Source organism: Caulobacter segnis (genome assembly GCF_023935105.1).
Lineage (GTDB): Bacteria > Pseudomonadota > Alphaproteobacteria > Caulobacterales > Caulobacteraceae > Caulobacter > Caulobacter segnis_B.
In genome coordinates, this window is sequence record NZ_CP096040.1 from 2,793,149 (window position 1) to 2,819,735 (window position 26,587).

At 65.1% G+C, this 26,587-nt stretch carries 22 protein-coding genes; 16 read left to right on the forward strand and 6 right to left on the reverse strand.

Annotated elements, in window-relative coordinates; genetic code table 11:
• The first annotated feature begins 236 nt into the window (after positions 1-236).
• Positions 237-851, forward strand: a complete 615-nt coding sequence (locus MZV50_RS13200; protein WP_252635113.1) for a recombinase family protein — start codon at positions 237-239, stop codon at positions 849-851.
• Positions 852-918: 67 nt separating this feature from the next.
• Here MZV50_RS13200 and MZV50_RS13205 read toward each other — a convergent pair whose 3' ends face one another.
• The 6 genes from MZV50_RS13205 to MZV50_RS13230 all read right to left on the reverse strand — a co-directional run bounded on the left by MZV50_RS13205 (position 919) and on the right by MZV50_RS13230 (position 7,721).
• Entirely contained in the window at positions 919-1,227 is a 309-nt protein-coding gene (locus tag MZV50_RS13205) for a hypothetical protein (RefSeq protein WP_252635114.1), read from the reverse strand.
• A gap of 75 nt (positions 1,228-1,302) precedes the next feature.
• Entirely contained in the window at positions 1,303-2,334 is a 1,032-nt protein-coding gene (locus tag MZV50_RS13210) for a TniQ family protein (protein WP_252635115.1), read from the reverse strand.
• Positions 2,331-3,191 carry a TniB family NTP-binding protein gene (locus tag MZV50_RS13215; protein WP_252635116.1) on the reverse strand — a complete coding sequence of 287 codons (861 nt, stop codon included), beginning with the start codon at positions 3,189-3,191 and terminating at the stop codon, positions 2,331-2,333. Before MZV50_RS13215 ends, MZV50_RS13210 begins: the two co-directional genes overlap by 4 nt.
• Positions 3,184-4,812 (reverse strand): Mu transposase C-terminal domain-containing protein, encoded by a 1,629-nt coding sequence (locus MZV50_RS13220; protein ID WP_252635117.1) that lies wholly within the window; start codon positions 4,810-4,812, stop codon positions 3,184-3,186. Before MZV50_RS13220 ends, MZV50_RS13215 begins: the two co-directional genes overlap by 8 nt.
• A gap of 247 nt (positions 4,813-5,059) precedes the next feature.
• Positions 5,060-5,569: a hypothetical protein gene (locus MZV50_RS13225; RefSeq protein WP_252635118.1), complete on the reverse strand. Its 510-nt coding sequence runs from the start codon at positions 5,567-5,569 to the stop codon at positions 5,060-5,062.
• Between the two features lie 553 nt (positions 5,570-6,122).
• Entirely contained in the window at positions 6,123-7,721 is a 1,599-nt protein-coding gene (locus MZV50_RS13230) for a Mu transposase C-terminal domain-containing protein (RefSeq protein WP_252635119.1), read from the reverse strand.
• Between the two features lie 944 nt (positions 7,722-8,665).
• On the opposite strand from MZV50_RS13230, the gene MZV50_RS13235 reads away from it, so the two are divergent.
• The 15 genes from MZV50_RS13235 to galA all read left to right on the forward strand — a co-directional run bounded on the left by MZV50_RS13235 (position 8,666) and on the right by galA (position 26,581).
• Positions 8,666-9,514 carry a hypothetical protein gene (locus MZV50_RS13235; protein ID WP_252635120.1) on the forward strand — a complete coding sequence of 283 codons (849 nt, stop codon included), beginning with the start codon at positions 8,666-8,668 and terminating at the stop codon, positions 9,512-9,514.
• A gap of 421 nt (positions 9,515-9,935) precedes the next feature.
• Positions 9,936-11,174 carry an SAM-dependent methyltransferase gene (locus MZV50_RS13240; RefSeq protein ID WP_252635121.1) on the forward strand — a complete coding sequence of 413 codons (1,239 nt, stop codon included), beginning with the start codon at positions 9,936-9,938 and terminating at the stop codon, positions 11,172-11,174.
• Positions 11,171-11,827 (forward strand): response regulator transcription factor, encoded by a 657-nt coding sequence (locus MZV50_RS13245; RefSeq protein ID WP_252635122.1) that lies wholly within the window; start codon positions 11,171-11,173, stop codon positions 11,825-11,827. Before MZV50_RS13240 ends, MZV50_RS13245 begins: the two co-directional genes overlap by 4 nt.
• A gap of 56 nt (positions 11,828-11,883) precedes the next feature.
• Positions 11,884-13,230, forward strand: coding sequence for a sensor histidine kinase (locus MZV50_RS13250; RefSeq protein ID WP_252635123.1), 1,347 nt, complete (start codon positions 11,884-11,886; stop codon positions 13,228-13,230).
• Between the two features lie 105 nt (positions 13,231-13,335).
• The gene (locus MZV50_RS13255) at positions 13,336-14,004 is read left to right on the forward strand and encodes an MtnX-like HAD-IB family phosphatase (RefSeq protein WP_252635124.1); all 669 of its coding nucleotides are present in this window, start codon (positions 13,336-13,338) and stop codon (positions 14,002-14,004) included.
• A gap of 13 nt (positions 14,005-14,017) precedes the next feature.
• A complete protein-coding gene (locus tag MZV50_RS13260; RefSeq protein WP_252635125.1) occupies positions 14,018-15,409 on the forward strand; it encodes an aspartate aminotransferase family protein in 1,392 nt (463 codons plus the stop codon).
• Positions 15,397-16,332: an arginase family protein gene (locus tag MZV50_RS13265; protein ID WP_252635126.1), complete on the forward strand. Its 936-nt coding sequence runs from the start codon at positions 15,397-15,399 to the stop codon at positions 16,330-16,332. Before MZV50_RS13260 ends, MZV50_RS13265 begins: the two co-directional genes overlap by 13 nt.
• Positions 16,329-16,694 (forward strand): EamA family transporter, encoded by a 366-nt coding sequence (locus MZV50_RS13270; protein WP_252635127.1) that lies wholly within the window; start codon positions 16,329-16,331, stop codon positions 16,692-16,694. Before MZV50_RS13265 ends, MZV50_RS13270 begins: the two co-directional genes overlap by 4 nt.
• Entirely contained in the window at positions 16,691-17,515 is an 825-nt protein-coding gene (locus MZV50_RS13275) for an alpha/beta hydrolase (RefSeq protein ID WP_252635128.1), read from the forward strand. Before MZV50_RS13270 ends, MZV50_RS13275 begins: the two co-directional genes overlap by 4 nt.
• Positions 17,508-18,746: a GNAT family N-acetyltransferase gene (locus MZV50_RS13280; protein ID WP_252635129.1), complete on the forward strand. Its 1,239-nt coding sequence runs from the start codon at positions 17,508-17,510 to the stop codon at positions 18,744-18,746. The genes MZV50_RS13275 and MZV50_RS13280 overlap by 8 nt, the downstream gene beginning before the upstream one ends.
• Positions 18,650-19,030, forward strand: a complete 381-nt coding sequence (locus tag MZV50_RS13285) for a hypothetical protein (RefSeq protein WP_252635130.1) — start codon at positions 18,650-18,652, stop codon at positions 19,028-19,030. The genes MZV50_RS13280 and MZV50_RS13285 overlap by 97 nt, the downstream gene beginning before the upstream one ends.
• Positions 19,027-19,815, forward strand: a complete 789-nt coding sequence (locus MZV50_RS13290; RefSeq protein WP_252635131.1) for a MipA/OmpV family protein — start codon at positions 19,027-19,029, stop codon at positions 19,813-19,815. The genes MZV50_RS13285 and MZV50_RS13290 overlap by 4 nt, the downstream gene beginning before the upstream one ends.
• A 2-nt stretch (positions 19,816-19,817) precedes the next feature.
• Positions 19,818-20,732: a fatty acid desaturase family protein gene (locus MZV50_RS13295; RefSeq protein WP_252635132.1), complete on the forward strand. Its 915-nt coding sequence runs from the start codon at positions 19,818-19,820 to the stop codon at positions 20,730-20,732.
• A gap of 585 nt (positions 20,733-21,317) precedes the next feature.
• Positions 21,318-23,990: a TonB-dependent receptor gene (locus MZV50_RS13300; RefSeq protein WP_252635133.1), complete on the forward strand. Its 2,673-nt coding sequence runs from the start codon at positions 21,318-21,320 to the stop codon at positions 23,988-23,990.
• A gap of 119 nt (positions 23,991-24,109) precedes the next feature.
• Complete coding sequence (galA, locus tag MZV50_RS13305) at positions 24,110-26,581, forward strand: beta-galactosidase GalA (protein WP_252635134.1); 2,472 nt, start codon at positions 24,110-24,112, stop codon at positions 26,579-26,581.
• The last annotated feature ends 6 nt before the right edge of the window (positions 26,582-26,587 follow it).

Sequence of the window (26,587 nt, forward strand, 5' to 3'; positions counted from 1 at the left end):
TGAGCCGGTGTAATCAGCGCGGTTGGCAACCTTAGGACAACAACCGAACCTTCCCAAGGTCGGTGATGAGTCAGGTTCGTCCATCCCGAGCTGTCCGAAAAACGGACGTTAGTCGGCCCCCTCTTGAGGCGAGCCGCCCTCCCCCGGCTGACTTGAATGTGAGGGGTCCGGAAACCGTGTCGCGAAATCAAAGTCTCGCGTTTGGCGGCGCGGACGAGATTTGAGACACTGGCGACATGCTCATTGGCTACGCTCGCGTTTCGACTGCCGAACAGCGTCTCGATCTACAGGTCGATGCGTTGGTACGCGCCGGCTGCGAGCGGGTCTTTTCGGATCACGCTAGTGGCGGCCGGGGTGATCGGGCGGGCCTCGCGGATGCGCTGTCGCATTTGCGTGCCGGTGACACGCTGGTGGTCTGGAAGCTGGACCGCTTGGGCCGTACCGTCAGGCAACTGGTGGGCTTCACGGCGGAGCTTCGGGCGAAGGAGATCAACTTCGCGAGCCTGACTGACGGGATCGATACAGGCACGGCTGCGGGCCGGTTCTTCTTCCATGTCATGGCCGCGATGGCGGAGATGGAACGAGATCTCGTTCTTGAGCGGACCCTGGCGGGACTGGCTGCGGCGAAGGCACGCGGTCGGCTCGGAGGCCGTCCTACGAAGTTGACGGCGCAACAGGTCAGCCACGCGAAACTGTTGCTGGCGGATCCTGAGGTTAGTGGCGCCGAGGTCGCGCGGACCTTGGGTGTCGCCCGCTCTACGCTCTATCGCTCGCTCGAACGACCGAAAGGGTTGCCCAAGAAGCGATACAGGCGGCCATCCCGGATATTGGAGGCGCGACCCGGCAGCTAAGAGTCAGCAGGGTGCCGTCGAATGTCCGCAGCACTGGCGAGCAAGCGGCACATGGCCGTGCAGCGCGTCACGCCGCTCGAACCAAACGCCCATAAAGGTGCTCATCCACTGCGGTCATCGCCAGCAACTGGATCGTACAGGCATAGTCTTCTGCGACTTCTCTAAACCGTTGAACGGTCTCGACCGGCGCCACGACTGACACGCTTACGGCGCCAATTGGATAGGAGATGATCGGCGGGTTTGACGGCAGCGACATCTGGATGAAGCGCTCGATGAGCTCGACGTAGTAGTCGCTCATTTTGACACCCGCAGCTGTCGCTCTGCGCTTTATGGCGGAATGCGCCTTCGCCGGAAGTTTCAGCGAAAGGGTCTGCATTTGCTCAGAGTTGGTCCGCGAAGCCGACATAAGACCAGAATCGCAGCTTTTCGAATCGTCGTCTACACCTTCGCCTCAAGCCAAATTGGCCATCGAAGATACGAAGAGCGCTGCGCGGACGCGGGCCTTGAACTCAGATGGCCAGGCTGAAAACCCCTGCAACATTGCCTCCGTGGCTCGAGGATTGAGGTTAGCTAGGACCACAAAGAGAGGATCGGTGGCTGCGAGCGCATGCCTACGTGGCCAAACTCGTCGAGCCGAACGTAGAACTTGCGTCAGGCTCGCGCGTAGCTGTGAGCCGACATCCTGCGACACGTCCGAGGGATCGAACGCAAAAATTCGAGCAGCAGCTTCTATCAGAGAGAGCCTGGCATGGGCGTCCGCCTCAAGGGGCAAAAGCAGATCGAATTGATGGCTCCCTTGTATGGATGACCGCTGTTCTTGTTCGGTCACTAGGGCGTATGCCGGCACGCCAAAGTGCGCTGATCCGGTTTTTACGTTCAGCGCTGCTGCGAGCGTGAATATGACCGCTACTGCTGATGGCCAGTTTGAGGCTGCCGGATCCTCTAGCGCGGCCGCAGCCTCAAGGACTGCCTTTGGCAAGGTGCGCTGCGAACACGCTTCGAGCTTCACCGTGTCAAATAGTAGGGAACCGTCAGGGAGCAGGAGCTCGATGCCGTGCGGCCATGGCTTCAGCGCTTGCTCGTGTAACTGACAGGCGAAAGAAAGCGGATGGACCCAGGCAGATCGAATATAGGTGATGCCCTCCCCGATCAGATCTTCCAACACACACGCGGGACAAAAACTCCACCAGTCGCCTATCGGCCACCGCGGCGGGCGGAGGCCACTGGGAGGGCCTAACGCATTGAGCGCGAATGTTACTCGGTCGAGAAGCGGAGCGGCGATGGATGTACGGGCGACAATATCGCACCAGGCGGCTTCTGCCCTGCCTCGATCTAGCTGAGGAAGTGAGCACCCATGTAGCTCCAGGAGCTCGGAAACCAGCAGCCCGTGCGCATGAGCGGTTCGGGCAAGCCATGATGAACGAGCTTCATTTGGAAAGGGATCTGGCGCCCAAGCTAAATCCCAGTGGCGCTTAGAACTCACCGGTCATTATCCGATGCGCCATCTGTTGGCCTACCCAGCCGAGGGCGCACAGCGGAGCTCCGAAGAAGCTCTGGACTGATGTGTTCAATTTTTCGGTCGATCGCATTCCAAGCAGCGTTTCGAAGCTGCGCAAAAATCCTTCCAGGAACGCCTGCGGAACTCTCAAAGACGGCTTGAAGAAAGGCCTCATCGATCAATGTCGGGAGCCGGAGCGGGAATTCCCGTACGGCCCGTGCAATCGCAATGGCAGTAGAGCGTTCCACTCCCCAGGGGCGCAAAGAGAACTGCTCCGCCTGCTCGCGCAGTTCCGGATCGAGGCGAAGCAGCTTTCGCGCTTGTTCCCCACCCCGAAAGATCAGGGATACTTTACCCTGTTCTTTGAAGCGTCGGAGAAGGGCGAGGTATCGACCCTGCGCGCCCCTCCCCGCAAAGCCAATATCGTCCGCGTTGTAGATGCAGACGATGCGAACGTCTGAATTCCGCAAGGCTGTTGTAGTAATTTCGATCAGGCGCCAAACGTCACAGCGCCATGGCGATGGATGGCGTAGCGCTTTGAGCATGGATATCGCTATCCGCCGCTCCTGAAACGTCTCAGGGAGGGTCACCATCTTCACCTGCTCTGGGTGCAGTGCGACGAGCCGCTCCATGACTGTGCGACGGCCTGTTCCCGTTGGCCCTGAAATCAAACCGACGGGCATACGGTGTGATTTTGGATGCCGTGCGTACTCAGTCAGTCGTTCTATCGCTGCACTTGCGCCGGTATGCGGAACCCAAATCTCTTTTTGGCAGTATAGCTTGCGGTAGTCGGCGGATTCTGTGGCGACAGCTCGAGCCTCTGGAGAAAGGTGGTCAAACATCCAAGCCTCCCTCCAGAATGTCAGTCCATCTCCCCGTGCGGATTTCCAAAACTGGTGCGCGAGCCGGTTGGATCAGGCCGTGCTCTCGCAAGCGCTCACGATGTCGGTTCTGAGTCATTGTAGTGCCCCTGACCCGAACCTGGCCTCTTGCGGCTAGGACAGCGTCGACGAGCGGGAGGCCTGCTACAGGCTCCTGGTCGGACGCCCGACGACGTCTTTGTTCTGCAACTACTTCCCATAGCGCAAAGGGGGGGACGCCTGGATATCTGATCTTCAGGGGAACAGACCTGCCCTCGCCGTCTCGGATGAAGACTGCCGACAGATCGTTTGGATCAAACCAAGTTTGAACCCGTTTGTGCCCCCTAGCTTTTAGCTCTCTCAGGATGGGCGCCGAGTACTCGAAGGTTTTAATGCTTATGCCTTGTCGGCCTATGCAAGCGCACCGGGAGGGCAAGAAATCGCGAAAAAATGTATCGAGGTGGGACGGATACTGCGGCGAAAACCCGTAATCGATACTCTTTTGGGCCCACGCTTGTAGTGGCGTACAGCACAGAGAGCGATGTCGCGTATCGTGATATTCGAGGATTTGCTCAACGAGCCATCGCGTGAATTCGCCGATCGTGAGCGAAGCTGATTTGGCAGAATCGTAGCTGCCTCGCTCGATTGGGTTTGAGAACGTAGCCCCTGGCAGCATCCGCATTTTGCCTACGTACGTGCCGATAAGTCGCTCGATGTGTCCGCCGTACCAAGGCTCGCCAACGGGCCTCGTCCGAAAGTCGATGAGGTGCTCACTGCATCCCCTCCGGTACGCCGCAGACCTGGCGAACTCCGATGCTCCGTCGGTGAAAAGCGACAGAGGCTTCCCAGCGCAAGGCCAGACACCCGAGAGGCCAAGCGACTTGAGGTATTCAGCTTTAGGTCCGACAGCGAAAGCTAAAGCCCTCGCCACCGAGGTGGCTTGCGGAGGATCGAAAGTGACGAGAAATCCCGCGATCATGCGCGTGGCGACATCGATGACTAGGGTAAGCCAAGGTCGGCCCACCACGCTGCCTTCAGCGCTTATGAGGATGACATCGGCAGGCGAGTGATCGATTTGCCATTCTTCATTTGGAAGCAGGACTTCGTGCGATCCGGCCAGGACCTCTAGCCCTTCAGCCTTGCTAAGCTCTCCCCTGCGCTTGGCAATGAATCGCCTATCAAGCAGATTCAACCGGCGCTCGATCGTCGATCGTGAGATGGGCTCGAGGCCGTCTTCTTGACATTGCGCCTTTACTGCTCTCACCAGCTCCGAGACGCGTACCTTCTTGTTTTTCTTGAGATATGTCTTCTGTATCTCACGATCGATAATGGCCTCGGCCCGAGGATCAAGCTTTCGGTGCCCTTTGGATACGCCTGGTCGCCTTGGAGCGAGGCTCGATACCCGCTCTCCCTCCACGTACTTCTTTACCCACGAGTAGATCGTGGCCCGACAGCAACCCAGCTGGCGCGATGCAGCGTCAATCAGCTCCGCGCGTCTTCCTGGCGGCAGGGCCGCTATAGGAGCTATCCACCGAGCGCGTTCGGTAAGTACTTCCCACTCGGCATCGGAATAGGCGCTGAAATGTTTCGTCGTGTCCGCCAAAGGCACCTCTCCTTTGCAACTGCAAAGAACGATAGGCGCCAACCTCAGCGGACCGATCATACGGCCATGCGCAGAGATTTCCGCTCAAGCCGATCGGAGTCAAGGCGCTGAATTGTCTGGCAAAATTTTTGCGCTCAGATCGTTAGAATTCTGCCGTCCAGCGATTTGAGAACATTTCCCCGCCCCAGCGCATCGCTGGCGTTGCGCGCGGATCGGCTAAGCTGCGGAAATTTTTGGGGGATTTATTCTAAGCGTTTGAGGGAAACGACAGCCCCGCTTCGTGTCCCTGACACCTGTCCCTGACACCAATAGCTGCGAGTCGCAGCCCTCCTTGAATTTGTTGCCACGCCGTTCCGCGTTTTCGCGATTTTCTGACTCCAACCGTGCGACTGGCTGATCGCATCAGCTCCAGGACCATGGTCCTCGGCAGCTCGGTCACCAGCAAAAACAAAGGATCGCGAATTGCGTGCGCAAACACGCTTTGCCAGCCACTGATCCTGCTGTGACGATATTGGTTCAACAGCCAGGACCGTCCGAGCGGCTCATCTGCCTCCTCCGCTGGATCCGGAGGCTCTGCGAGCACCATGAGCGCGAGGCGGACATACAGCAGCCGCGTGGCGGCATCGACGTCGGCCAACCAGTCCAATTGCAACCGGTTCGAGCCCTGTAGCGATTTCCGGTCGAAGAGCGGCTGTTCGAATAGCGAGGCGAGCGAACCGCCACGCGGCTCCCGCCTGTTGGCGGCAAGGGCGTCCACGACGTCCCGAACCGCCCATCGGAGCCGTAGGCGATGCTCCAGCCGCTTTGCGCCTGTGTCGGCGCCCAAGGCCCGCCAAACGCGGAACCATGGCGGTCGCGTCGAAGCTGGCTGTCTCCAACATGGCGTCGCGAGGTTCGTTTTCGATACAGCCGGCTTCAAAAAGGGTCAGCTCGCTCGCGATCTTGATAGGCGAATGGCCGTGTGGCGCCAGCGGAACGCCGTGCTCGGCGCAGAACACCGCCAGCGGATGCGTCCAGGCTCGCCGAACATAAGGCACCCTTCCCTGGTCCATGTCGCGCTGTAGGCAGCGTGCGCAAATCGCCCAGCAGGCTGGCGGTCGCGGTCCAGGCCGCATCGGATGGGCGATCAGGTCCGCGAGCGGCACGCGCGCCAGAACAGCCAAGGGCACTCGTGTCATGGCCGCGAGCCGAGGCAAAAGCGTGGGATCCCCACGATCAAGCCCCGCGACTGGTCCGATCGGCGGTCGCCAAGTGTGCAATGTCGGGATGCAAGTGTCCAAAAGGACCTTCATCGGAGGACCGGGGCACCATCACTCCCCTCCCCCAAAGGCGCCGCCCCAGTCGTCGTCGCTGGGTGGCGGCGGTACAGCGCTCCGGCTAGCGAACTCAGCGGCGCCCTGACGATCGCGGACCAGTCTTTCGGCTTGGCGGGCAGCTTTCATTGAACGAGATGTGGCGGCCTGCACGATCTGTTCGGTCGCAGCGGTGGCGCGTCTCACGACGTGGCGACTGGCGCGACCTGTGTCGGCTTGCCCCCGCTGTCGACTGGCGGCCTTGTAGAGCCAATAGGTTGGCGCTGGACCTTCGATCGGGAGACGATAAGGAACCGTCACGTACCCCACGTCTGGCAGGTAGACGTAGATCTTAGAAAGGTCGCGTGGGTCGTACTTGACCCGCACCTCGCGAACGCCGGAGATGAAGGCTTCACCGATTTCCTGGCAATAGTAGTCTTCATTGAACGCCTGGAGGCCCTGGCGACCGAGCGTTCGCGTCAATTCCGGGAACAGATCTAGGCGGAAAGACCCCAGGTCTTCCGGAAACTCGGGAAAGCGGTCTCGGGTGGCGGCCTTCCAGGCTTCCAACGGGCTGACGCCGAGGGCGCTGTGAACCTGGTTGTGATAAACGCCCAAGATCTGATGGGCGAAATAGTCCTGTAGCTGGTCGAGCGTCAGGCGGGCCGAGCCCTTGCTGTCGTAGCCCCCACGCGCGGTCGGACTGCTGTGCGTGGCTCCTGGCAGGAGGCGACACTTCCCCATTAGCGTTCCAATCAGGCGCTCGATGTGGCCGCCAAATCGCACCCTTCCCGGCGGTCGAAGAAAGATCCCCGTGCCCTGGTTCTCCATCGCGCGCTTCAGGACGTTGGACGTGAATTCTTTGGCGCGGTCGCTGTGCAGCAGCTTAGGCAGGCCTTCGACCGGCCACTCGTAGTCGTAGCCGTGTTTGGCCAGCCAGGCCTCCTTCGGGCTGACGGCCAAGTCGAGCGTGGTCGCGACGCGAATGGTCGATGGCGCGTCAAGGCCGACATAGAAGCCCGGAACGATGCGCGAATAGACATCGATCAGCACGGTTATCCAGGCGCGGCCAATCGGTCGGCCCTGGTCATCGACAATGATGACGTCGGTGAGCGTGTGGTCGATCTGCCAGACGTCCCAGGGCCGCTGGACCTCGAACTTGCCTGGCCGCGGCGTGTGCTGTTCAGCCGCCTTGGCGCCGTCGCGCTTAGCGGCAATTTCTCGTGCCGGGAGCCGGTTGCGCCTCTTGATGACCGCGGCGCGGGTCGGTCGAGAAAGGCCCTCTCTCTCGCAAGCGTCACCGATCTGGGCGGTGACGGAGACCATCGTGGGCTTGGCAGTGGTCAAGAAGGTGCTACGGAGGAATTGTTCGATCAACTCTTCTTGGCGCGGGTGCAGTCTGGATCTGCTTTGAGGCCATCCGCGAGCGCGCGGCGCGATGTCCTCGATAGTTCCCCTCCCCTCTAGCCGCTGGATGTCGCGGTAGACGGTCGAAGCATGGACACCCAATTCTTCCGCAGCCAGTTCGACGTCGTAGCGCGACCGATTGGGTCGACTTCTGAGATCGCGCGCCGCGATCATGCGCCGGGACAGGAGTTCGAATTCCTCGTCCGACATCTTCGCCAGCGGCTTTGGAGGTGGCGGTCGCGTTCTCATCGCCCCCTCCTCCCGCGCTTCAGGTCCCTTTCGAACGCCAAGCGGACATCGAGAATGGCCCCAGCACTCAAGACGCAGATGACCAAGGGAGCTTGGGCGCGGCCGTCCCTAGGATCTATGACCTGGATGCCGGCTCGCACCAGCTCGATTTGAATAGCGCTGGCGGCCTTGCGCGGGGGCGCTTCTTTTCTTGCAGGCATAGGCTCTCCTTCACGATGTCAAAGACATCGCGCTTGCAGCGACCTCACCGGCGCAGAACATTGCTCGGCAATTAGGCCGCTGGTTGACAGGAATGGGTTGTCGAAGGAGAGTTCGAGTGTAACTGCTTCGACTCTCCACTCGACGTGGCGCACGAGCTTTGCCGGTCCAGGGCAAAGCTCGTTGTCGTTTTAGGGTGGCATGGTCGCGTTGCTCCATCGACATCACGCCGGATGCGTGAGTCTGAGCTGACGATCTTCCAAATTATTCAGAATCGCAAGTTATCGACCTTTCTTCGGGCGACTTTCGCTTGCGTCAGAAAGTATATCCGAACGGATATGTATTCTTTTATTTGCGAGATTTCCGTTCCATGGGATCAATTACCCGCCCCGCCCGCTCAGGCCGATAACGAGGGCGCCGAACATTAACATTCCGAGCGCCATCCCACCCACAAGCAGTCCGCCAAGCTGTAGGTCGTTTGGAAACCGCGGCCTTGGCTTAAAGCCGCGAGCAAGCGCGGCGTCGATGCGGGTGAGCTGCTCGCGATAGCTTCCGCCAGCCATCTTTCAATCCCCTGTGAATTCCCGGCTGGTTCGAGCCTAGCACACGTGAGAGGTGTTTACCCGACGGATGGGTAAGCACGATCCGCAACCGATTGTTGAGGTCGCCAATCTAGCCCTCTCTTACGTAGAGAAGTGAGGCGACTCATGAGCAACGACAGCTCCCAGATCCCAAACATCCAGGCCCTAGTCACAGTCCTGCCACGCGCCACACTTGGGATGGGCCTAGGACGGTTCACGGGGCGCGCGGTGACGCTCGCCTATTGCCTTGTCTTTAGCGCTTTAGCGCTGGCGGCTTGGGCCTGGCTTACAGGTAGCCTGCACCCGTGGGCGCGCCTGGCAGGGAAGGTGTTTTTGGTCATCGCCATGCTCAGCATGCTTGTGAGCGTTCTCGTTCTGGTCACCCAAATGATCCTGCGCCTGAGCGAAGAGCCCAATCCCACCCTACGCCTCCTAGATGAGGACTGGGCTGGAGAGCGGCGGCTGATCGAGATGCTGCGAGCTTACCCAGTGGATGTCCTGGAGCCTCTTTCGCGCAGGTTGAAGGTGGAGATCCAGTTGCTGGAACGAGCCATTCCTCGCGCCAATCTCTTAGGGGCCCTCTGTACGGGCGTGACGGCACTCTGGTTGGCATTCGCGCCACCCGCCGGGCCGACGTCAACACCGACACCTGCTCGATCCGCAGAGCAAGCCAAACCAGAGTCCGCATCACCCGATACGGTCAAGATCCTAGTGGCGGCCCTGGCAGTGAGCGGAGTACTTGCCGCGCTGTTGCAAAACCCGGCTGCCGGGAAACTCATGCGGCTAGAACTGTTGGTCGCCGAGGCCTGCCTTGGCGAACGGTCGGGAGCGCCTTGTCTGAGCCAAGCCCCTGCGCGCCAGACGTGGCGACAAAAGCTCAAGGCTGAAATTGGCCGCATATCCTGGCTGCAAGCGCTGGCCAAGTGGATAGAGGCCTGTGGCTCAGCGGCGAAAACGGATGCCAACGTGGTCTAGAGAATTCCGGGCATTGTAGGCTTCGACAAGGTCCCTTTGGGGGGGCACGGTAGCGGCTCGGCGTTCCACGCAGCAGGTCAGTCATGCCAAATTGCTGCTGGCGGATCCGGCGGTCAGCGGCGCCGAAGTCGCGCGGACATTGGGCGTCGCCCGTTCGACGCTCTATCGGTCGTTGGACCGTCCGAAGGGATCGCCGAAGAAGCGCTACAAGCGGCCGTCGCACATATTGGAGTCGCGACCAGGGACGTAGGAGTCAGTCGCGCAGATGGAGTCGGCGTTATGCCCCGTCTCGTTGCGCATTCGGTTCTACGACCTAGGAGTCAGTGACACTTCGGTTTTCGCCGTCTTTCAGCCTCCAACTTCCGATCTATCGAAGCTTGGCATTGCATGTCGCGATGGCCCCTGCGTCGGAGATCGTGGCGTGGCTATAGGTTTTTCCCTGCTTGAACGGGCGCTGGCGCCGATCGTCCGGTCCGGAACGCTGGAGATGATCGGACCGTCGGGCGAGCGTTTCGTCCTGGGCGACGGCTCGGGGCCGCGCGTGGTCGTGCGCCTTTCCGATCCTGGCGCCGCGTGGGCGTTGTTGCTGGATCCGGATCTCAGCACCGGCGAGCTCTACACGGATGGCCGACTTTCGATGGTGTCGGGCGACATCCTCGACTTCCTGGGCCTGATGCTCCGCAACGCCGCCGAGGCGCCGGCCTCTCTGCCCGTGCGCGTCGTCGACCGCGCCCGCACCGCCGTTCAGCTTTGGCGACAGCGCAACGAGCCCGGCCGCTCGCGGCGCAACGTCGCCCATCATTACGACCTGGGCGACGCGCTCTACGGCCTCTTCCTGGATCCGGACTGGCAGTATTCCTGCGCCTATTTCGAGCATCCGGGCCAGAGCTTGGCCGACGCCCAACTGGCCAAGAAGCGGCATGTCGCCGCCAAGCTGTGCGTCGAGCCGCATCATCGCGTGCTCGACATCGGCTGCGGCTGGGGCGGATTGACGCTGTACCTGGCCCGCGTGGCGGAAGCGGCCAGCGTCCTGGGCGTCACGCTGTCCACCCAGCAGATAAAGCGGGCCCGCGAGCGGATCGACCCGGCGCTGGCGGCCAAGGTGCGGTTCGAACTGACGGACTATCGCGCCGTCGAGGACCAGTTCGACCGGATCGTCTCGGTGGGCATGTTCGAGCACGTCGGCCTTGGCCACTACGACGAATTCTTCCGCACCTGCCGGGCTCGACTGGCTCCGGACGGCCTGATGCTGCTGCATACGATCGGCTGTTCGGACGCCCCCAGCGTCACCAATCCCTGGATCACCAAGTACATCTTTCCTGGCGGCCATCTGCCCTCGCTCTCCGACATTCTCAAGGCCGTCGAGCTGCAGGGGCTGATCGTGACGGACATCGAGGTCCTGCGCCTGCACTACGCCGAGACGCTGGCGGCCTGGCGCGCCAACTTCCATGCGCGGCGAGACGAGGCGGTGCGGCTTTTCGACGAGCGTTTCTTCCGGATGTGGGACTACTATCTGGCCATGTCCGAGGCGGCTTTCCGGTTCGAGAACGTGGTCGTGTTCCAGCTGCAGATCGCGCGCCGCCAGGACGCCGCGCCGCTGAAGCGCGACTATGTGCGCGACGTCGAGGATCGCCTGCGCGCCCGCGAAGGAACGTCATGAAGCTGCTGCTGGTCGAGGACGACGCGATGCTGGGCGCGGCGATGAAGCGAGGCCTGGAGAAGGCCGGCTACACCGTGGACTGGGCTCGCGACGGCGAGGAGGCGCTGGGCGGGCTGCTGGCCCAGGGCTACGCCAGCGTGATCCTGGACCTGAACCTGCCGCACCTGGACGGGCTGGACGCGCTCAAGCAGCTGCGCGCGCGTCGCGACACCACGCCGGTCATCATCGTCACCGCCCGTGGCCGCGGCGATCAGAAGATCGACGGCCTGGACGCCGGCGCGGACGACTATCTGGTCAAGCCGTTCGATCTGGACGAGCTGCTGGCGCGGATTCGCGCCCAGATCCGCCGCGCCGAAGGGCGCGTCAACGACCTGCTGCGGGTCAAGGACGTCACTCTGGACATCGGCGCGCGGCTGGTTCGCCGAGACGATGTCCCTGTGCAGCTGACCGCCAAGGAGCTGAGAGCGCTGGACCTCTTGATGCGCCGCGCCGGGCGCTTCGTCAGCAAGGACGACCTGGAGAACGCCCTCTATGACGCGGCCGGCGGGGCCGAGAGCAACACCATCGAGGTGACGATCTACGGCCTGCGCAAGAAGCTGGGTGCGGACTTCATCCTGACCGCCCGCGGGCTGGGCTACATGGTGGGTAAGTGAGATCGCCTAAGCGAACCTCCCGACGCGTCTCGCTCACCGGACGGCTGTTCGGGCGGATGACCATCCTGCTGCTGACCATCGTCGTGACGGTGTGCGCGATGATGTTCTGGACCACGCGGGCCGAGGTCGACAAGGTCTATGACGGCCAGCTGATCACCGGCGCGAACGTGCTGCGCGCCCTGATGACCGACGAGATCAAGGAGCGCGGCCAGGACATTCCTTCGGACGCCACGCTGGAAATCGGCGACGAGTGGCTGAGCGCCGAGGATCGCAAGGCGTTCGACGCCTATGCCGACTGGCGGATGTTCCGCGTCTGGCGGGAGGACCGCTTGGTCCTGGGTTCGGACACGGCCCCTCGCCTCCCCGCGCCGCCACGCGACCAGCAGGGCTTCCAGACCAGCCGGGTCGGGAGCAAGACTTGGCGGATCTTCAATCTGCCCGTCCACGAGGCCGGAGTTGTCATCCAGGTGGGCGAGCGGACCAGCATCCGCTCCGTGCTGGTGCGGCGCGTCCTGCTGGAGCTGGCCATCCCGCTGCTGCTGGTCCTGCCCGTGATGCTGGGGCTGATCTGGCTGGCGCTCAACGACGGCCTGCGGGCGGTGCGCGCGCTGGTGAGCGCGATAGGCGGACGCGGGGCGCGGGATCTCAGCCCGCTCGACACCGAGGCCTGGCCGGTCGATCTGCGGCCGTTGGCGGAATCGGTCAACGACCTGCTGTCGAGACTGGAACGCAGCTACGAGCATGAGCGCCAGTTCATCGACAGCGCCGCCCACCAGCTGCGCACGCCGCTGGCGGCGCTGAACCTGCAGGCCCAGCTGATCTCGGAGGAAGACGATCCGGTCGAGCGCGCCGCCCAGGTCCGGCAACTGCGCGAAGGGGTGGCGCGGGCCAGCGAGCTGACCGAACAGTTGCTGACCCTGGCGCGCCTGGGCCCCCAGATCACCCGCGACCTGACCACCGATCTTCGCGCCGAGGCCACGGCGGCGCTGGCCGAGATCGCCGTGGTGGCGGCCGCCAAGGGCGTGGCCCTGGCGCTTGAGGGCGAGGCCTGCGCCGTGAAAGGCGACCCCGCCCTGGCGCGTCTTGTCCTGGCCAATCTCATCGAGAACGCGGTCACGCACGCGCCGGCCGGCTCGGAAGTCCTGGTGCGGCTGTCCGTCGACCGGCGCTTCGGCTGGGTGACGGTCGCGGACCAAGGACCCGGCATCCCTCCCGCCGAACGCGGCCGCGTCTTCCAGCGCTTCTTCCGGGGCGCGAACGCCACGGGCCTGGGCTCGGGCCTGGGCCTGGCGATCGTGGAAGAGGCCGCGCGCGTCATGAACGGCCGCGTGTCCCTGGACGACCGCGACGACGGCGAAAGCGGCCTGGAAGCCTGTCTGGGCCTCCCGAGAGCCGACGCCTAAGCCCCCGATCCGGGGCGCGCCGCCACAAAGCCCCGGCTTCGCCCTCTTTGCTTCAGCTTCGCCTCAGCTTGCGGGATCACACATCGCCGCGAGTTGGAGCGGCGCATGCAAGTTTTCTGCGATTTCGACGGCACGATCGCCAAGGTGGATACGACCGACCTGGTGCTGACCCGGTTGGCCGATCCTAGTTGGGAGGATCTCGAAGGGCGCTGGAAGCGCGGCGAGATCACCGCGGCCGAATGCATGCGCGGCCAGGTCGCGCTGATCGGCGGCGACGACGCGGCGCTGGACGCCGTGCTCGACAGCGTGGAGCTGACCGACGGCTTCGTTTCGTTCGCCGCCTGGTGCCAGGCCAACGCCGTGCCCCTGACGGTGGTCAGCGACGGCGTCGACTACTTCATCGCGCGGATCCTGGGCCGCCACGGCCTGGGGCACCTGCCCGTCATCGCCAACCGCCTGGCGGGCGAAGCGACCGCCAGGCGGCTGGAGCAGCCCTGGTCCCGCGCCGGCTGCGCGGCGGGATCGGGCGTCTGCAAGTGCCAGGCCGCCGCGCGGGCCGAGGGCGGCGAGGACGTCCCCCTGCTGGTCTTCATCGGCGACGGCCGTTCGGACTTCTGCGTCTCCGGACGCGCCGACCTGCTGTTCGCCCGCGACGCCCTGGCGGACTACGCCCGCTCGCGCGCCATGCCGCACCACGAATTCAGCGACTTCCACACCATCACCGCCACCCTGGCCGGGGCGCGCCAGCGCCTCGTCCGGCGCGCGGCCGTCTGAACGGAGCCCTCCCATGTACGACGCCTCCTCCCCTGCCCTCGACGAAGACAGCCTGCGCGCCCTTGAGGCCCAGTACTGCTCGTACGGCGACACGGTTCACTACCTGCCCGACCCCAAGTTCTTCACCGGCTGCGACGGCTCGTTCATGTACGACGCCCGTGGGCGCGAGTACCTGGACCTGCAGATGTGGTACTCGGCCGTCAATTTCGGCTACCGCAATCCGCGCCTGAACGCCGCCGTCCACCATCAGCTGGAGACGCTGCCGCAGGTCGCCAGCCAGTATCTGCATCGTGAAAAGGTCGAGCTGGCCGCGATGATCGCCCAGGACGCCGAGCGCAAGTTCGGCCGCAAGGGGCGCGTCCACTTCAACGTCGGCGGGGCCCAGGCGGTCGAGGACTCGCTGAAGCTGGTCCGCAACGCCACGGGCGGCAAGCAGCTGATGTTCGCCTTCGAGGGCGGGTATCACGGCCGGACGCTGGGCGCCTCGGCGATCACCTCGTCGTACCGCTATCGCCGCCGCTACGGCCACTTCGGCGACCGCGCCCAGTTCATCGAGTTCCCCTACCACTTCCGCGGCCCCAAGGGCATGAGCAAGGAAGAGTACGGCCACGCCTGCGTCCAGAAGTTCGCCCGCCTGTTCGAGACCGAATACAACGGCGTGCTCGACGTGAAGACGGGCCAGGCCGAGTACGCGGCCTTCTATGTCGAGCCCATCCAGGGCACCGGCGGCTACGTCATTCCGCCGATGAACTTCTTCGTCGAACTGAAGAAGGTCCTCGACCAGTACGGCATCCTGATGGTGGTCGACGAGATCCAGATGGGCATGTTCCGGACGGGCAAGCTCTGGTCGATCGAGCATTTCGGCGTCGAGCCGGACGTCCTCGTGTTCGGCAAGGCCCTGACCAACGGCCTCAACCCGCTGTCGGGCGTGTGGGCGCGCGAAGAGCTGATCAATCCCGAGATCTTCCCGCCGGGCTCGACCCATTCGACCTTCAATTCCAATCCGATGGGCACCTCTGTCGCCCTCGAGACGCTGAAGATGGTCTCCGAGGTCGATTACGGCGCCCAGGTCATGGAAAAGGGCGCCTACTTCCTGGAGGGCCTGAAGGAGCTGCAGAAGCGCTGGCCCCAGATCGGCGACGTCGACGGCCTGGGCCTGGCTCTGCGCGCCGAGATCTGCGAGGCTGACGGCTTCACGCCCAACAAGGCGCTGCTGAACCGCATGGAAGAGGTCGCCATGTCGGGCGAGCTCGAGGTCGACGGCAAGACCATGGGTCTGATCCTCGACGTCGGTGGCTACCACAAGAACGTCATCACGTTGGCGCCCTCGCTGGAGATCAGCAAGGACGAGATCGACCTGGCCCTGAAACTCCTGGATGCGGTGCTGCGTCGGTGCGTCGACTGAGTGATAGACTGACGCCGGTGCTCCTGGACCTCGACGGCGCGTTCGAGGACCAGGGCGTCCTGGTCGAAGAGGCCCTGGCGGCCGGCGGCGATCAGGTCGCCGCCCGCGACCTGGGCCCGGCCTTGCGCCTCTGGAGTCGCCCGCCGGCCCTGGACGCGCTGCGCGATCGCCTGAGCCGCGCGGCGCCGTCCGGGCCCAGCCTGGTGTTCACCGGATCCGGCGACTTCCACCATGTCTCGCCGCTGTTGATCGAGCGCGCGATCGCGGCCTCCTGGAGCGGCCCCGTGACGGTCCTGCACTTCGACAACCATCCCGATTGGGTGCGGTTCGAGAACGGGCTGCACTGCGGCTCCTGGGTCGGGCGCGCCGCGCGCCTGCCCGGGGTGGCCAAGGTCGTGACGGTCGGCGTCTGCAGCCGCGACGTCGAACGGCCGACGCCCAAGGGCGCCCACCTGGATCTGATCGAGGACGGGCGCCTGGAGATCTATCCCTATCGCGCGCCCGACGGCGGGCCCGCGCTAAAGGTGGGCTCGGTCACGCGACCGACCGTGGAAAGCCTAGGCGAGGCGGCCTTCGTCGACCTGCTGGCCGCGCGCATCGAAACCGACGCGGTCTATGTGACGATCGACAAGGACGTGCTGCGCACGGCCGACGCCGCCACCAACTGGGACCAGGGCCGCACCAGCCTCTCGTTTCTCGAGGCCATGCTGACGCGTGTTCTGGATGAACACCGGCTTATCGGCGCCGACATCGTCGGGGACTGGACGCGGCCGCGCTATGGCGGCGGTCTGACGGCCGCGGTCCTCAAGCAGGCCGAGGCCCTGCTGGACCAGCCCTGGACGGCGCCGGCAGACGCGGTCCGACAGGTCAACGAAGGTGTCAACCGGCGTCTGCTGCGCCTTTTCGTGCAGATGGCCGCGTGACCAGTCCGGTCGTCTCCGCGGCGGGGTTGCTCGCCTTCTGCGTCGCCGCCGAGATCGCCCGCGAGCTGTGCTTCAAGGCGGCGGCCAACGACGCCCATGACGCGCCGAACTACGCCCTGGCGCTGGCGCTTCGGCCGATCCTCTGGCTGGGCCTGGCCTTTTGGATCAGCGAGGCGATCTGCCTGGTGCTAACCTTGGAGAAAGTCCCCCTGTCGGTGGCCTATCCGATTACCAACCTGCCCTATGCGGGCATTCCGTTGGCCGGCGCGCTGCTGTTTCGCGAACGGCTGACCCGCGCCCAGGTGGCCGGCGCGGCGCTGATCACCGCGGGCGTGGTGCTGGTGGGAGCGTCGGGCCTATGACGCCGATCGACCGCAGTTTCCGCCTGCCGTCCGACAGTCGACGCGGCGTCTTGCTGATCCATGGCCTGACGGGCGCGCCGGACGAGATGAAGTTCCTGGCCAAGCGCCTGAACCGGCGGGGCTTCGACGTCATGGTTCCGCAGCTGGCGGGCCACGGCGCCGACATGGCCGCGTTGCTGCGCAGCAGCTGGCGCGACTGGCTGCGGTCGGTGACCGACGCCTACGACGCCTATCGCCGCGAGGTCGACGAAGTCTTCGTCGCCGGGATCTGCGTGGGCGGCGCCCTGGGCCTGGAGCTGGCGGCGCTGCGGCCGGACATCGCCGCGGCCGCCGTCTATTCGATGACGTTCGAGTACGACGGCTGGAACATGGAACGCTGGATGAAGGGCGCCTACCTGATCCAGGCGGTCGCCAACCTGCCGCTGATCCGCCACATCAGCTTCGCCGAACCCTATCCCTACGGCCTGAAGGACGAACGGCTGCGCGAGCGCGTCGCCAAGGCCCCCGAGGGCTTCATCGAAGGCGCGCTCGATCGCCTGCCGTTCGGGGCGCTGTTCCAGATGTACCGCCTGGGTCGCCATCTGGAGCGGGTCGCCGACCGGATCGCCGCGCCGTGCCTGATACTGCACGCGCGGGAGGACGACATGAGCCATCCCCGCAACGCTTCGAGGCTTAAGCGCGCCCTGGGCGAGCGGGCCGAGGTCCGGCTGCTCGAGGACAGCTATCACATGATCCATGTGGACCGGGAACGCGCCCTGGTCGCCGAACAGACCGGGACCTTCTTCCTGAGCCACTCGGCCCTGGAGCGCGGCGATGCTTGAGAGCCGCGTCGTCGAGACCTTGGCGGCCGTCGATCGCCAGGCGTGGGACGCGCTGTTCCCGCACGAGGTCGAGCGCTACGACTATCTGGCCGCCGTCGAGGCCGCGGGCCTGGAAGGCTTCGGCTTTCGCTACGTGCTGGTCGAGAAGGATGGACGGCTGGTCGCGGCCGCCCCGGCCTTCATCACGCGCTACGCGCTGGAGACCACCGTCGACGGCGCCGCCCGGTCTTTTCTGCGCGGCCTCGGCAAGATCGCTCCGGGTCTGGTCGCTCTGCGTCTGGCGTGCCTGGGCTCGCCCTGCACCGAAACCGCCCAGCTGGGTCTCGCGCCCGAGATGCGCACGGGTCCGGAGCGCGACGCCCTGGTGCGGACGCTGATGTCGGCGTTGGAGGAGGCCGCCCGGCGCGACCGCTGCGGCCTCGTCGCCGTCAAGGACATCCCCGTCCCTCAGGCCGACGCCTGGGACGCCGCCCTGGAGCGGCTCGGCTACCACGGCGTTCCAGGCCTGCCGCTGGCCGATCTGGCGATCGACTTCCCCGACATCGACGCCTATGTGGCCCGCCTCTCCCCGGCGACGCGCAAGGACATGCGGCGCAAGCTGCGCGCCTCGGCGTCGGTGCGCACCGAGGTGCGTCGCGACCTGACCGGCCTGGAAGACCAGGTCATGGCGCTGTACGCCGAGACCCACGCGCGCGGCGACCTACAGTTCGAGACGCTGACGCCAGCCTATTTCACCGGCGTTCTGGCGCGTATGGGCAAGCGCGCCGCCTGCGTGCTGTACGTCGTTGACGACCGCCTGCTGGCCGCGAACCTGGTGCTCATCGACCAGGGGATTCTGCTCGACAAGTTCTTCTGCATGGCCGAGGCGGGGCGCGCGCATAATCTCTATTTCCTGAGCTGGTTCACCAACATCGGCCTGTGCCTGGACCTGGGACTGACGCGCTATCAGAGCGGCCAGGCGGCCTACGCCAACAAGCTGCGGCTGGGCAGCCGGCTCACTCCGGTCACGATGCGCTTCCGGCACCGCAACCGTCTGGTCGACGCGGTCCTGCGGCTGGCGTCTCCCTGCTGGCGCCCGACGTCCCCGAAGCGTCCGCGCCGCCGCCGCCCGCGCCCTCCCCCGCGCCCCCGACCTTGCGGGCGCGCTGGGCCAGGCGCCTGCTGTTCCTGGCCCTGCCCCTGCTGGGGCTGGCCTATCAGATCAGCGCCAAGAAGACCGCCGAGGCGATGACCGGCGTGTCGTTCGGCCTCGGCTGGTTGCTGAAGGCGCTCGTCCTGCCTTGGGGCCAGGCCCTGATCGCCATGGAGATCCTGGCCTTCGCCGTCTGGATGGTGGTGCTGTCCGAGATCAAGCTCAGCGAGGCCTTTCCGCTGTCGGCACTCAGCTACGCGCTGGTGGTGGTCGCCAGCTGGACGGTCTTCCACGAGCCGGCCAGCCTGCTGCAGGCGCTGGGCGGGGCCGCCATCCTGCTGGGCGTCTGGCTGATGGGACGTTCGAGCGAAGCCAAACAATGACCTCGCGTCTTCTCCGAGCCTCGACCCTGGCGATGACGGCCAGCCTGACGCTTCCGGCCGTCGCCCTGGCCGCGCCCGCCGATCCGGGCGGCTGGGCCGTCGACGCCGGCTTGATCAGCCGCGTCCGCCCCGACCATCTGGGCGCCAGCCGCTATACGGACGACGTCCTGCCGATCCTGGAAATCGACTACGGCGATCGCCTGTCGTTCAGCGTCGACGACGGCCTCAAGATCGCCGCCTGGCGCGGCGGCGACTGGTCGGCGGGACCGGTGGTCGAGTACCGCCAGTCCTACAACGATCGCCTCCCCCGGGGCGCGTTCGCCATGAAGGACGCCATCGAGGCGGGCGGTTTCCTCAAGCGGCGCACGCCGATCGGCGAGCTGGACCTGCGCGTGCGCAAGGCCATCGACGGCTATGGCGGCTGGTCGGGCGATATGGCCTTCGACACCGGCGGCCAGATCTCGCCGCGCTGGAAGGTCGGCTTGGAAGGGCGTCTGTCCTGGGCCGACAGCAGCTTCTCTCGCGAGTACTTCGGCCTGCGCCGCGACGTCGTTCGCCCGCAGTCCCTGCCGCGCTTTGGCCAGAACGACTTCTACAGCGCGGGCGTCGAACTGGACGCCGCCCGGGCGATCGGGCCCCGCCTGTCGCTCGTCGCCACCCTCAGCGCCGACAGGATCATCGGCGAGGAATGGGAAAGCCCCCTGCTGTCCAGCCGCAACGTGATCACCGCCGGCGTCGGCCTGACCTACCGGTTCGGCCGTCTCGCTGGTCCAGGAGCGCCATGACCATGCCTTCGCCAGCCCCGCGGACCAGGACGGGCCGCGTCTTCCGCTACACGGCCTGGGACCTGGTCCCCGCCCTTCTGGCCTATCTGCATTTCGCGCTGATCCTGGCGTTCTTCTTCGCCTGGCCGGCGATGACTTGGCCCGAGCGGCTGGCGGGCGCGACGCTGTACGCCCTGGCGATCGGCTGGAACCTGGATTCGGTGTCGCACAACTTCATCCACAATCCGTTCTTCAGGTCGAAGACGCTGAACCGGATCACCGAATTCGTGCTGAGCTTCGCCCTGGGCACGCCCCAGACGATGTATCGCTTCGTGCACATGCGCCATCACGCCGGCAATTCGGACAGGCCCGGCGCCGACGGCCAGACGATCGATCCCATCTCGATCTACCAGTACGGCGCCGACGGCAAGGCCGAGCCGATGCTGCCCTATGTGCTGCTGCAGTTCTGGCGGGACGATGGGCCGTTCACCGTCGCGCGCCAGATCCGCGCCAAGCGTCCGGACGAGGCGCGCCGGGCCCTGCAGGAGTTCTGGGCGATGATCGCCCTCTATGGCGCCATGGCGATCGTCAACTGGCGCTTCGTGGTCTTCCTGGCGCCCTTCTACTACCTGGGCCAAAGCCTCTCGATGCTGATCGCCTATTACGAACACCTGGGCGCCGATCCCGACGAGCCGATGGCGATGGGCGTGTCGACCTACGGCCGGATCTACAATCTTCTGTTCCTCAACAACGGCTACCACGCCGAGCATCACTATCAGCCCAAGCGCCATTGGACGCAGATGAAGTCCCTGCGCGAAGCCACGCGCGAGGAACAGGCCCGCGCGGGGCTGCGCGTCCTGGGTCCGCCGCACATGTTCGGCTTCCTCGACCCGGCGACCCGGAAAATCGCGACCGCCAACAAGAACCATCCGAGCTGACACAACCGGCGATCTTGACTTGGCGAATCTGAAACGAACCTGCGGCGACCACGGGTCGGTCACGCGGAGCGTGCGCCGCCGCGCGCCCAGGTTGGGGCCTCTTTCCGAGCGGGCGCCCGCCGAACAGCCACCTTCAGGCCCCATCCGCCGCGTTCCGCGCCAGTCCGGTCAACGGAAAATACCATTTTAAGCCCAATTCGGGGAATCGGCCCAATCCGCCTTGCCTAAAAAGCCATACTGATCATACAAATCGTTCAGCAGCTCCTCGGCGAGTGGATCTAGATTGGTATGACCCCAATCACCACAACCTTGCCGGTCTCGGCTGTCGCCCGCGCGGCGCCCTCCCTCTTGCATAGGGAGCACGACGCCAGGCCCTTCTGGCGTCGCCGCCGGCATACCGCGGCGTCGATAGCCAGCATCGAGGAGTGGCTTCATGCTGTCGGGCTAAAGACAACACCCAATACACAGGGGATGACGGCCGAACAGGCCGGTGCGGAATACAAAAAATAATAAAATACTCGTCGCATCAAACGTCAGATGTCGAAGACGATCGCGAATAATCGCTTCGATAATGGGGGTACGGAAATGAACTTTAGACAATATGCCTTGCTTGGAACGGCCCTGTCGGGCGTTCTCCTGGCGGGCGCCGCGTCGGCGCAAGACGCCACGCCCACCGGCAACGATCAGGTCGACGCCGTCGTCGTCACCGGGTTCCGCAAGAGCCTCGCGACCGCGCTGCAGACCAAGCGTAACGACATCCGCGTCTCGGACGGCATCTCGGCCGAAGACCTGGGCAAGTTTCCCAGCGACAACATCGCCGAAGCCATTCAGCGCATTCCCGGCGTCCAGATTCAGAACGTCAACGGCCGCGGCGCCACGATCAGCATCCGCGGCCTGGGCCCGCAGTACGCCAAGGTGACTCTGAACGGCCAGGACTTCGCCAATCCCAACTTCATCGACGGCTTCCGCTTCGACATCATCCAGACCGAGCTGGCCAGCGCGGTGCAGGTGTACAAGTCGCCGACCGCCGACATGGACATGGGCGGTCTGGCCGGTACGATCGACATCAGCACGGCCAAGCCGCTCGACATCAACGGCCAGAAGCTGATCCTGTCGGCCAAGGCCCAGAAGGCCAAGCTGGCCGACGGCGGTGTCAATCCGGCCTTCGGTCTGGTCTACGCCAACCAGTATCTGGACGGGCGTCTGGGCGTCTATGCCGGCGTCAACTACCAGGAGCTGGACGACCGCGCCGACTACGCCTTCATGGATCGCTGGTATACCGCCTCGGGCGCGGCCAACGAGTTCTCGGGGACGGTCGCCACGCCCGCCGGCACGCTGGTGCCGCGCCGCTTCCGCTATCGCCGCATCGACCGCACGTCCGAACGCACCCAGTTCAACGCCGGGGTCGAATACAAGGCGACCGACAATCTGAAGCTGGGCTTCACGGGCGTCTATTCGAAGGACGCCACCAAGTACAACGTCAACCAGATGGTGTTCGGCAACTTCGCCAAGTCATCAGTGACGCCGGTCACGATCGCCAACGGCGCGGCCACGGTCGTCAACCTCGGCAACTTCACGTTCGACAACAACCGTCAGCTGGAAGTGCGCGACCTCTCGACCCAGGCCTATACGGGCTATGCCCGCTGGGACCTGGCCCCGAACTGGCAGGCCAACGTCATCGTCCACTACACCAAGGGCGACGGCTACCTGACCGAGGAAGCGGCGATCATCGAACCCAGGATCGCCTCGGGCTCGCTGGATTTCAGCAATCCCGACAACATCAAGTTCACGATGTCGAGCGCGGCGACCGATCCCAGCGTCTACGCCACCTCGAACCTGGCCTGGGCGACCTATCCGAACGGAGCCCAGAACCACCAGGTCACCGACAGCAAGTCGGCCCAGCTGGACGTCAAGTACGAGGCCGACTGGGGCGTCGTCAGCGAGCTGCAGTTCGGCGGCAAGCTGAAGAAGGAAGGCTTCGACCGCTACGTCACGCGTCGCGACTTCTTCGATGACTTCTTCCAGTACGTGCCGACCTACACAACCAACAATCCGAAGGTCACCAACTTCCTGGACGGCGCGATCACCGGCGTGAACAGCTGGCTGACGCCGGACATCGAAGCGTACCGGAAGGCGCTGGCCGCCAAGGGCGTGAACGTGCCCGCCGTCTACAACCCGCAGGACTCCTACGGCCTCTCTCGTAACGTCGACTCGCTCTACGCGATGGCCAATCTGCGCGGCGAGCTGGGGCCGGTGCCGTTCCGCGCCAATGTCGGCGCGCGTTACGAGTCGACCAAGCAGACGGTCAACGCCAACCTCACCGACGGCTGTGACTGCGACATCCAGAACGTGATCGGCAAGCTCTCGACCACGACCAAGTACGACGACATCCTGCCGAGCGCCAACGTGGTGTTCGATCTGACCGACAGCCTGATCCTGCGCCTGGCCGCGGCCAAGACCCTGGTCCGCCCCATCCTCGACAGTAGCTCCAGGCTTAACACCACCCAGTTCGAGGCCAAGGACAGCGCCGGCCAGACCACGGTCTTCGTCGACCAGGGCAGCCCGACCCTGAAGCCCCTGACCGCCAAGAACCTGGATGTCAGCCTGGAGTGGTACTACGGCCAGGGCGCGGGCCTCAGCTTCGGCGCCTTCGCCAAGGACGTGAAGAACGGCACCTTCACCTCGCTGGTCTGTCCGACCTCGTGGGGCAACGTCAACCTGACCAAGAGCGCCTCGACCAGCGATTGCGTGGGCGCCAATGGCAAGATCTACGACATCACCGTCACCCAGAACGATCCGTCGGTGGTCAAGCTGCGCGGCTACGAGATCAACTGGCAGCAGTCGCTGGACGCCTGGCTGCCGATCGAGGGCTTCGGGATCATAGCCAACTACACCTATGTCGACCCGAAGTACTCCGCCACGGGCTTCTCCCTGCGCAATCTGTCGCGCAAGTCGGGCAACCTGACCGGCTATTGGGAGAACGACAAGTTCAGCACCCGCGTCTCGGCCAACTACCGCAGCGCCTACGAGCAGAACAGCGTCGACAGCTTCTTCGCGCGTGAAGGTCACACCATCAAGTCGGGCGTGCAGGTCGACTTCTCGGCCAGCTATAACCTGAACGACCACATGACCCTCACCGCGGCGGGCCAGAACCTCTTCAACAAGAAGGAAGAGGCCTACAAGAACACTCCCGCCCTCTGGCAGGAGACCGGCGTGTTCGGTCCCAGCTATCAGGTCAGCTTCATCTACAAGATGTAGCTGTCTACCGCGCGTCGCGGCTGCAACCGCGACGCCATCCCCCCTCCTCGCCCGTCGCGCCTGGCCTGACAACCACGCGGCGGGCGCTCTTTTAGGCCGCCATCGAAAGCCCCGCCCCGATGATCGATCGACGCTCCCTGATCCGTGCGCTTCCGCTCGCCGGCGCGGCGATCGGGCCGGCCTTGGCGAGCGCGGCCGAACCGGCCCGCTCCCCGCAAGCGCCCTCGCCGCGCCAGCGGATCCGCCTCGACGACGGCTGGCGCTTCGCCTTCGGTCACGCCGCCGACCCCGACCGCGACTTCGGCTTCGGCGCTATCCAGGACACCTTCGCCAAGCAAGGACGCAGCGGCGCCAAGCCGGCGGCGGCCGACTATGACGATGGCGGTTGGCGCGCCGTGACGCTGCCGCACGACTGGGCGGTGGAGCTGCCATTCGTCCAGAACAACGCGTTCACGCGCAATCCCGCCGACAAGGACGACGAGGACCCCGCCGCCGCCCACGGCTACAAGCCCGTCGGCCGGGCCTTCCCCGAGACCTCGGTCGGCTGGTACCGCACGGTCCTGCCGATCTCGCCCGCCGACGCCGGCAGCCGGGTCTCGCTCGAGTTCGACGGCGCGTTCCGCGACTCCACGGTCATCCTCAACGGCTACGTCGTCGCGCAGCACCGGGGCGGCTACACCGCCTTCGCCGTCGACATCACCGAATTCCTCAACACCGACGACAAGCCCAACGTCCTGCTCGTCCGGGTCGACGCCAGCCTGGGCGAAGGCTGGTTCTACGAGGGCGCGGGGCTGTATCGCCACGTCTGGCTGGTCAAGACCTCGCCGGTACACGTGCCGAAATGGGGAGTGTTCGTGCGCGCCGGTCGCGACGGCCGGGTCGAGGCCGACATCGAAGTGGCCAACCATCGCGATGCGCCCGCCAACGCCACGATCGAAGCCGTCGTGCTGGACGCGGCGGGGACGCCGGTCGCCACCGCCACGACCGGTCGCGCCGTCGGCGGCTGGCGGACCGAGACGGTGGCCCTGGCTTGCGCCATCCCCTCGCCGCGCCTCTGGTCGACGGACGCGCCCAACCTCTACGTCCTGCGGGTGACGCTGCGCGAAGGCCAGGCGATCCGCGACACATACGAAACGCGCTTCGGCGTGCGCGACGTCCGCTTCGACGCTCGCGAGGGCTTCTTCCTCAACGACCGCCCGCTCAAGCTGAAGGGCGTCAACAACCACCAGGATCACGCCGGTGTCGGGGCGGCCATTCCCGACGCCCTGCAGGTCTGGCGGCTGAAGCAGCTGAAGGCCCTGGGCGCCAACGCCTACCGCGCCTCGCACAATCCGCCGACGCCCGAGCTGCTGGACGCCTGCGACGAACTGGGCCTGCTGGTCATCGACGAGACCCGGCAGATGAGCTCGGCGCCCGAGCCGCTGGACGAGCTGCGCGGCCTGATCCGCCGCGACCGCAACCACCCGTGCGTGATGCTGTGGTCGATCGGCAACGAGGAGCCCCAGCAGGGCACGCCGCGCGGCGGCAAGATCGCCAAGGCCATGGCCCGGGAGATCCGCGCGCTGGACCCGACCCGCAAGATCATCGCCGCCATGAACCGAGGCCAGGGCGACGGGATCACCGAGGCGCTCGACGTCATGGGCTTCAACTACCACGAGGACCTGATCGAGCCGTTCCGGGCCCGGTATCCGGACATGCCGATCATCGGCACCGAGACCGCCAGCGCGGTCTCCACGCGCGGCGAGTACGCCCGCGACAACCAGCGCGCCGTCGTATCGTCCTACGACGTCGACGCGCCGTACTGGGGCAAGACGGCCCACGCCTGGTGGAGCCTCTACAACGCCAAACCCTACCTGCTGGGCGGCTTCGTCTGGACGGGCTTCGACTATCGCGGCGAGCCGACGCCGTTCAACTGGTGGCCGTCGGTGGCGTCCAACTTCGGGATCATGGACAGCTGCGGCCTGCCCAAGGACATCTACTACTACTACCAGGCCTGGTGGCGCCCGGAGCTGCCGGTCCTGCACCTGCTGCCGCACTGGAACTGGGAAGGCCGCGAAGGCCAGCCGATCTCGGTCTGGGCCTATTCGAACCTGGACACGGTCGAGCTGTTCCTGAACGGCCGCTCGCTGGGCCGGCAGGCGCCGCCCAAGGACGGCCACGCCGAATGGAGCGTTCCCTACGCGCCAGGCCGGCTGGTCGCATACGGCTACAAGGGCGACAAGCTGGTGCTGAAGGCCGAACGCCGGACGGCCGGGCCGCCCGCCCGCCTGGTCCTGACGCCCGACCGCCCGCGCCTGGTCGCCGACGGCCAGGACGTCGCGGTGGTCAATGTGTCGGTCGTCGACAAGGACGGCGTGGTCGCGCCGCGCGCGGCCGTGAAGGTCGATTTCGACGTGCTGGGCCAAGGCCGCCTGATCGGCGTCGGCAACGGCGACCCCAACAGCCACGAAGCCGACAAAGCCGCGTTCCGGACCACCTTCAACGGCTGGGCCCAGGCCCTGGTCCAGACCCGCAAGTCAGCCGGCGCGATCCGCGTGTGGGCCCGGTCGGAAGACCTGACCCCCGCCGCCGTCGACTTCACCAGTCGCTAGAGGCCG

Bases quoted from the DNA above. Each gene is read 5' to 3' on its own strand.
- galA (WP_252635134.1), top strand. From the start codon at position 24,110: ATGATCGATCGACGCTCCCTGATCCGTGCGCTTCCGCTCGCCGGCGCG.
- MZV50_RS13275 (WP_252635128.1), top strand. From the start codon at position 16,691: ATGACGCCGATCGACCGCAGTTTCCGCCTGCCGTCCGACAGTCGACGC.
- MZV50_RS13295 (WP_252635132.1), top strand. From the start codon at position 19,818: ATGCCTTCGCCAGCCCCGCGGACCAGGACGGGCCGCGTCTTCCGCTAC.
- MZV50_RS13200 (WP_252635113.1), top strand. From the start codon at position 237: ATGCTCATTGGCTACGCTCGCGTTTCGACTGCCGAACAGCGTCTCGAT.
- MZV50_RS13250 (WP_252635123.1), top strand. From the start codon at position 11,884: ATGACCATCCTGCTGCTGACCATCGTCGTGACGGTGTGCGCGATGATG.
- MZV50_RS13290 (WP_252635131.1), top strand. From the start codon at position 19,027: ATGACCTCGCGTCTTCTCCGAGCCTCGACCCTGGCGATGACGGCCAGC.
- MZV50_RS13280 (WP_252635129.1), top strand. From the start codon at position 17,508: ATGCTTGAGAGCCGCGTCGTCGAGACCTTGGCGGCCGTCGATCGCCAG.
- MZV50_RS13260 (WP_252635125.1), top strand. From the start codon at position 14,018: ATGTACGACGCCTCCTCCCCTGCCCTCGACGAAGACAGCCTGCGCGCC.
- MZV50_RS13235 (WP_252635120.1), top strand. From the start codon at position 8,666: ATGAGCAACGACAGCTCCCAGATCCCAAACATCCAGGCCCTAGTCACA.
- MZV50_RS13245 (WP_252635122.1), top strand. From the start codon at position 11,171: ATGAAGCTGCTGCTGGTCGAGGACGACGCGATGCTGGGCGCGGCGATG.
- MZV50_RS13255 (WP_252635124.1), top strand. From the start codon at position 13,336: ATGCAAGTTTTCTGCGATTTCGACGGCACGATCGCCAAGGTGGATACG.
- MZV50_RS13215 (WP_252635116.1), bottom strand. From the start codon at position 3,191: ATGTTTGACCACCTTTCTCCAGAGGCTCGAGCTGTCGCCACAGAATCC.
- MZV50_RS13230 (WP_252635119.1), bottom strand. From the start codon at position 7,721: ATGTCGGACGAGGAATTCGAACTCCTGTCCCGGCGCATGATCGCGGCG.
- MZV50_RS13300 (WP_252635133.1), top strand. From the start codon at position 21,318: ATGAACTTTAGACAATATGCCTTGCTTGGAACGGCCCTGTCGGGCGTT.
- MZV50_RS13205 (WP_252635114.1), bottom strand. From the start codon at position 1,227: ATGCAGACCCTTTCGCTGAAACTTCCGGCGAAGGCGCATTCCGCCATA.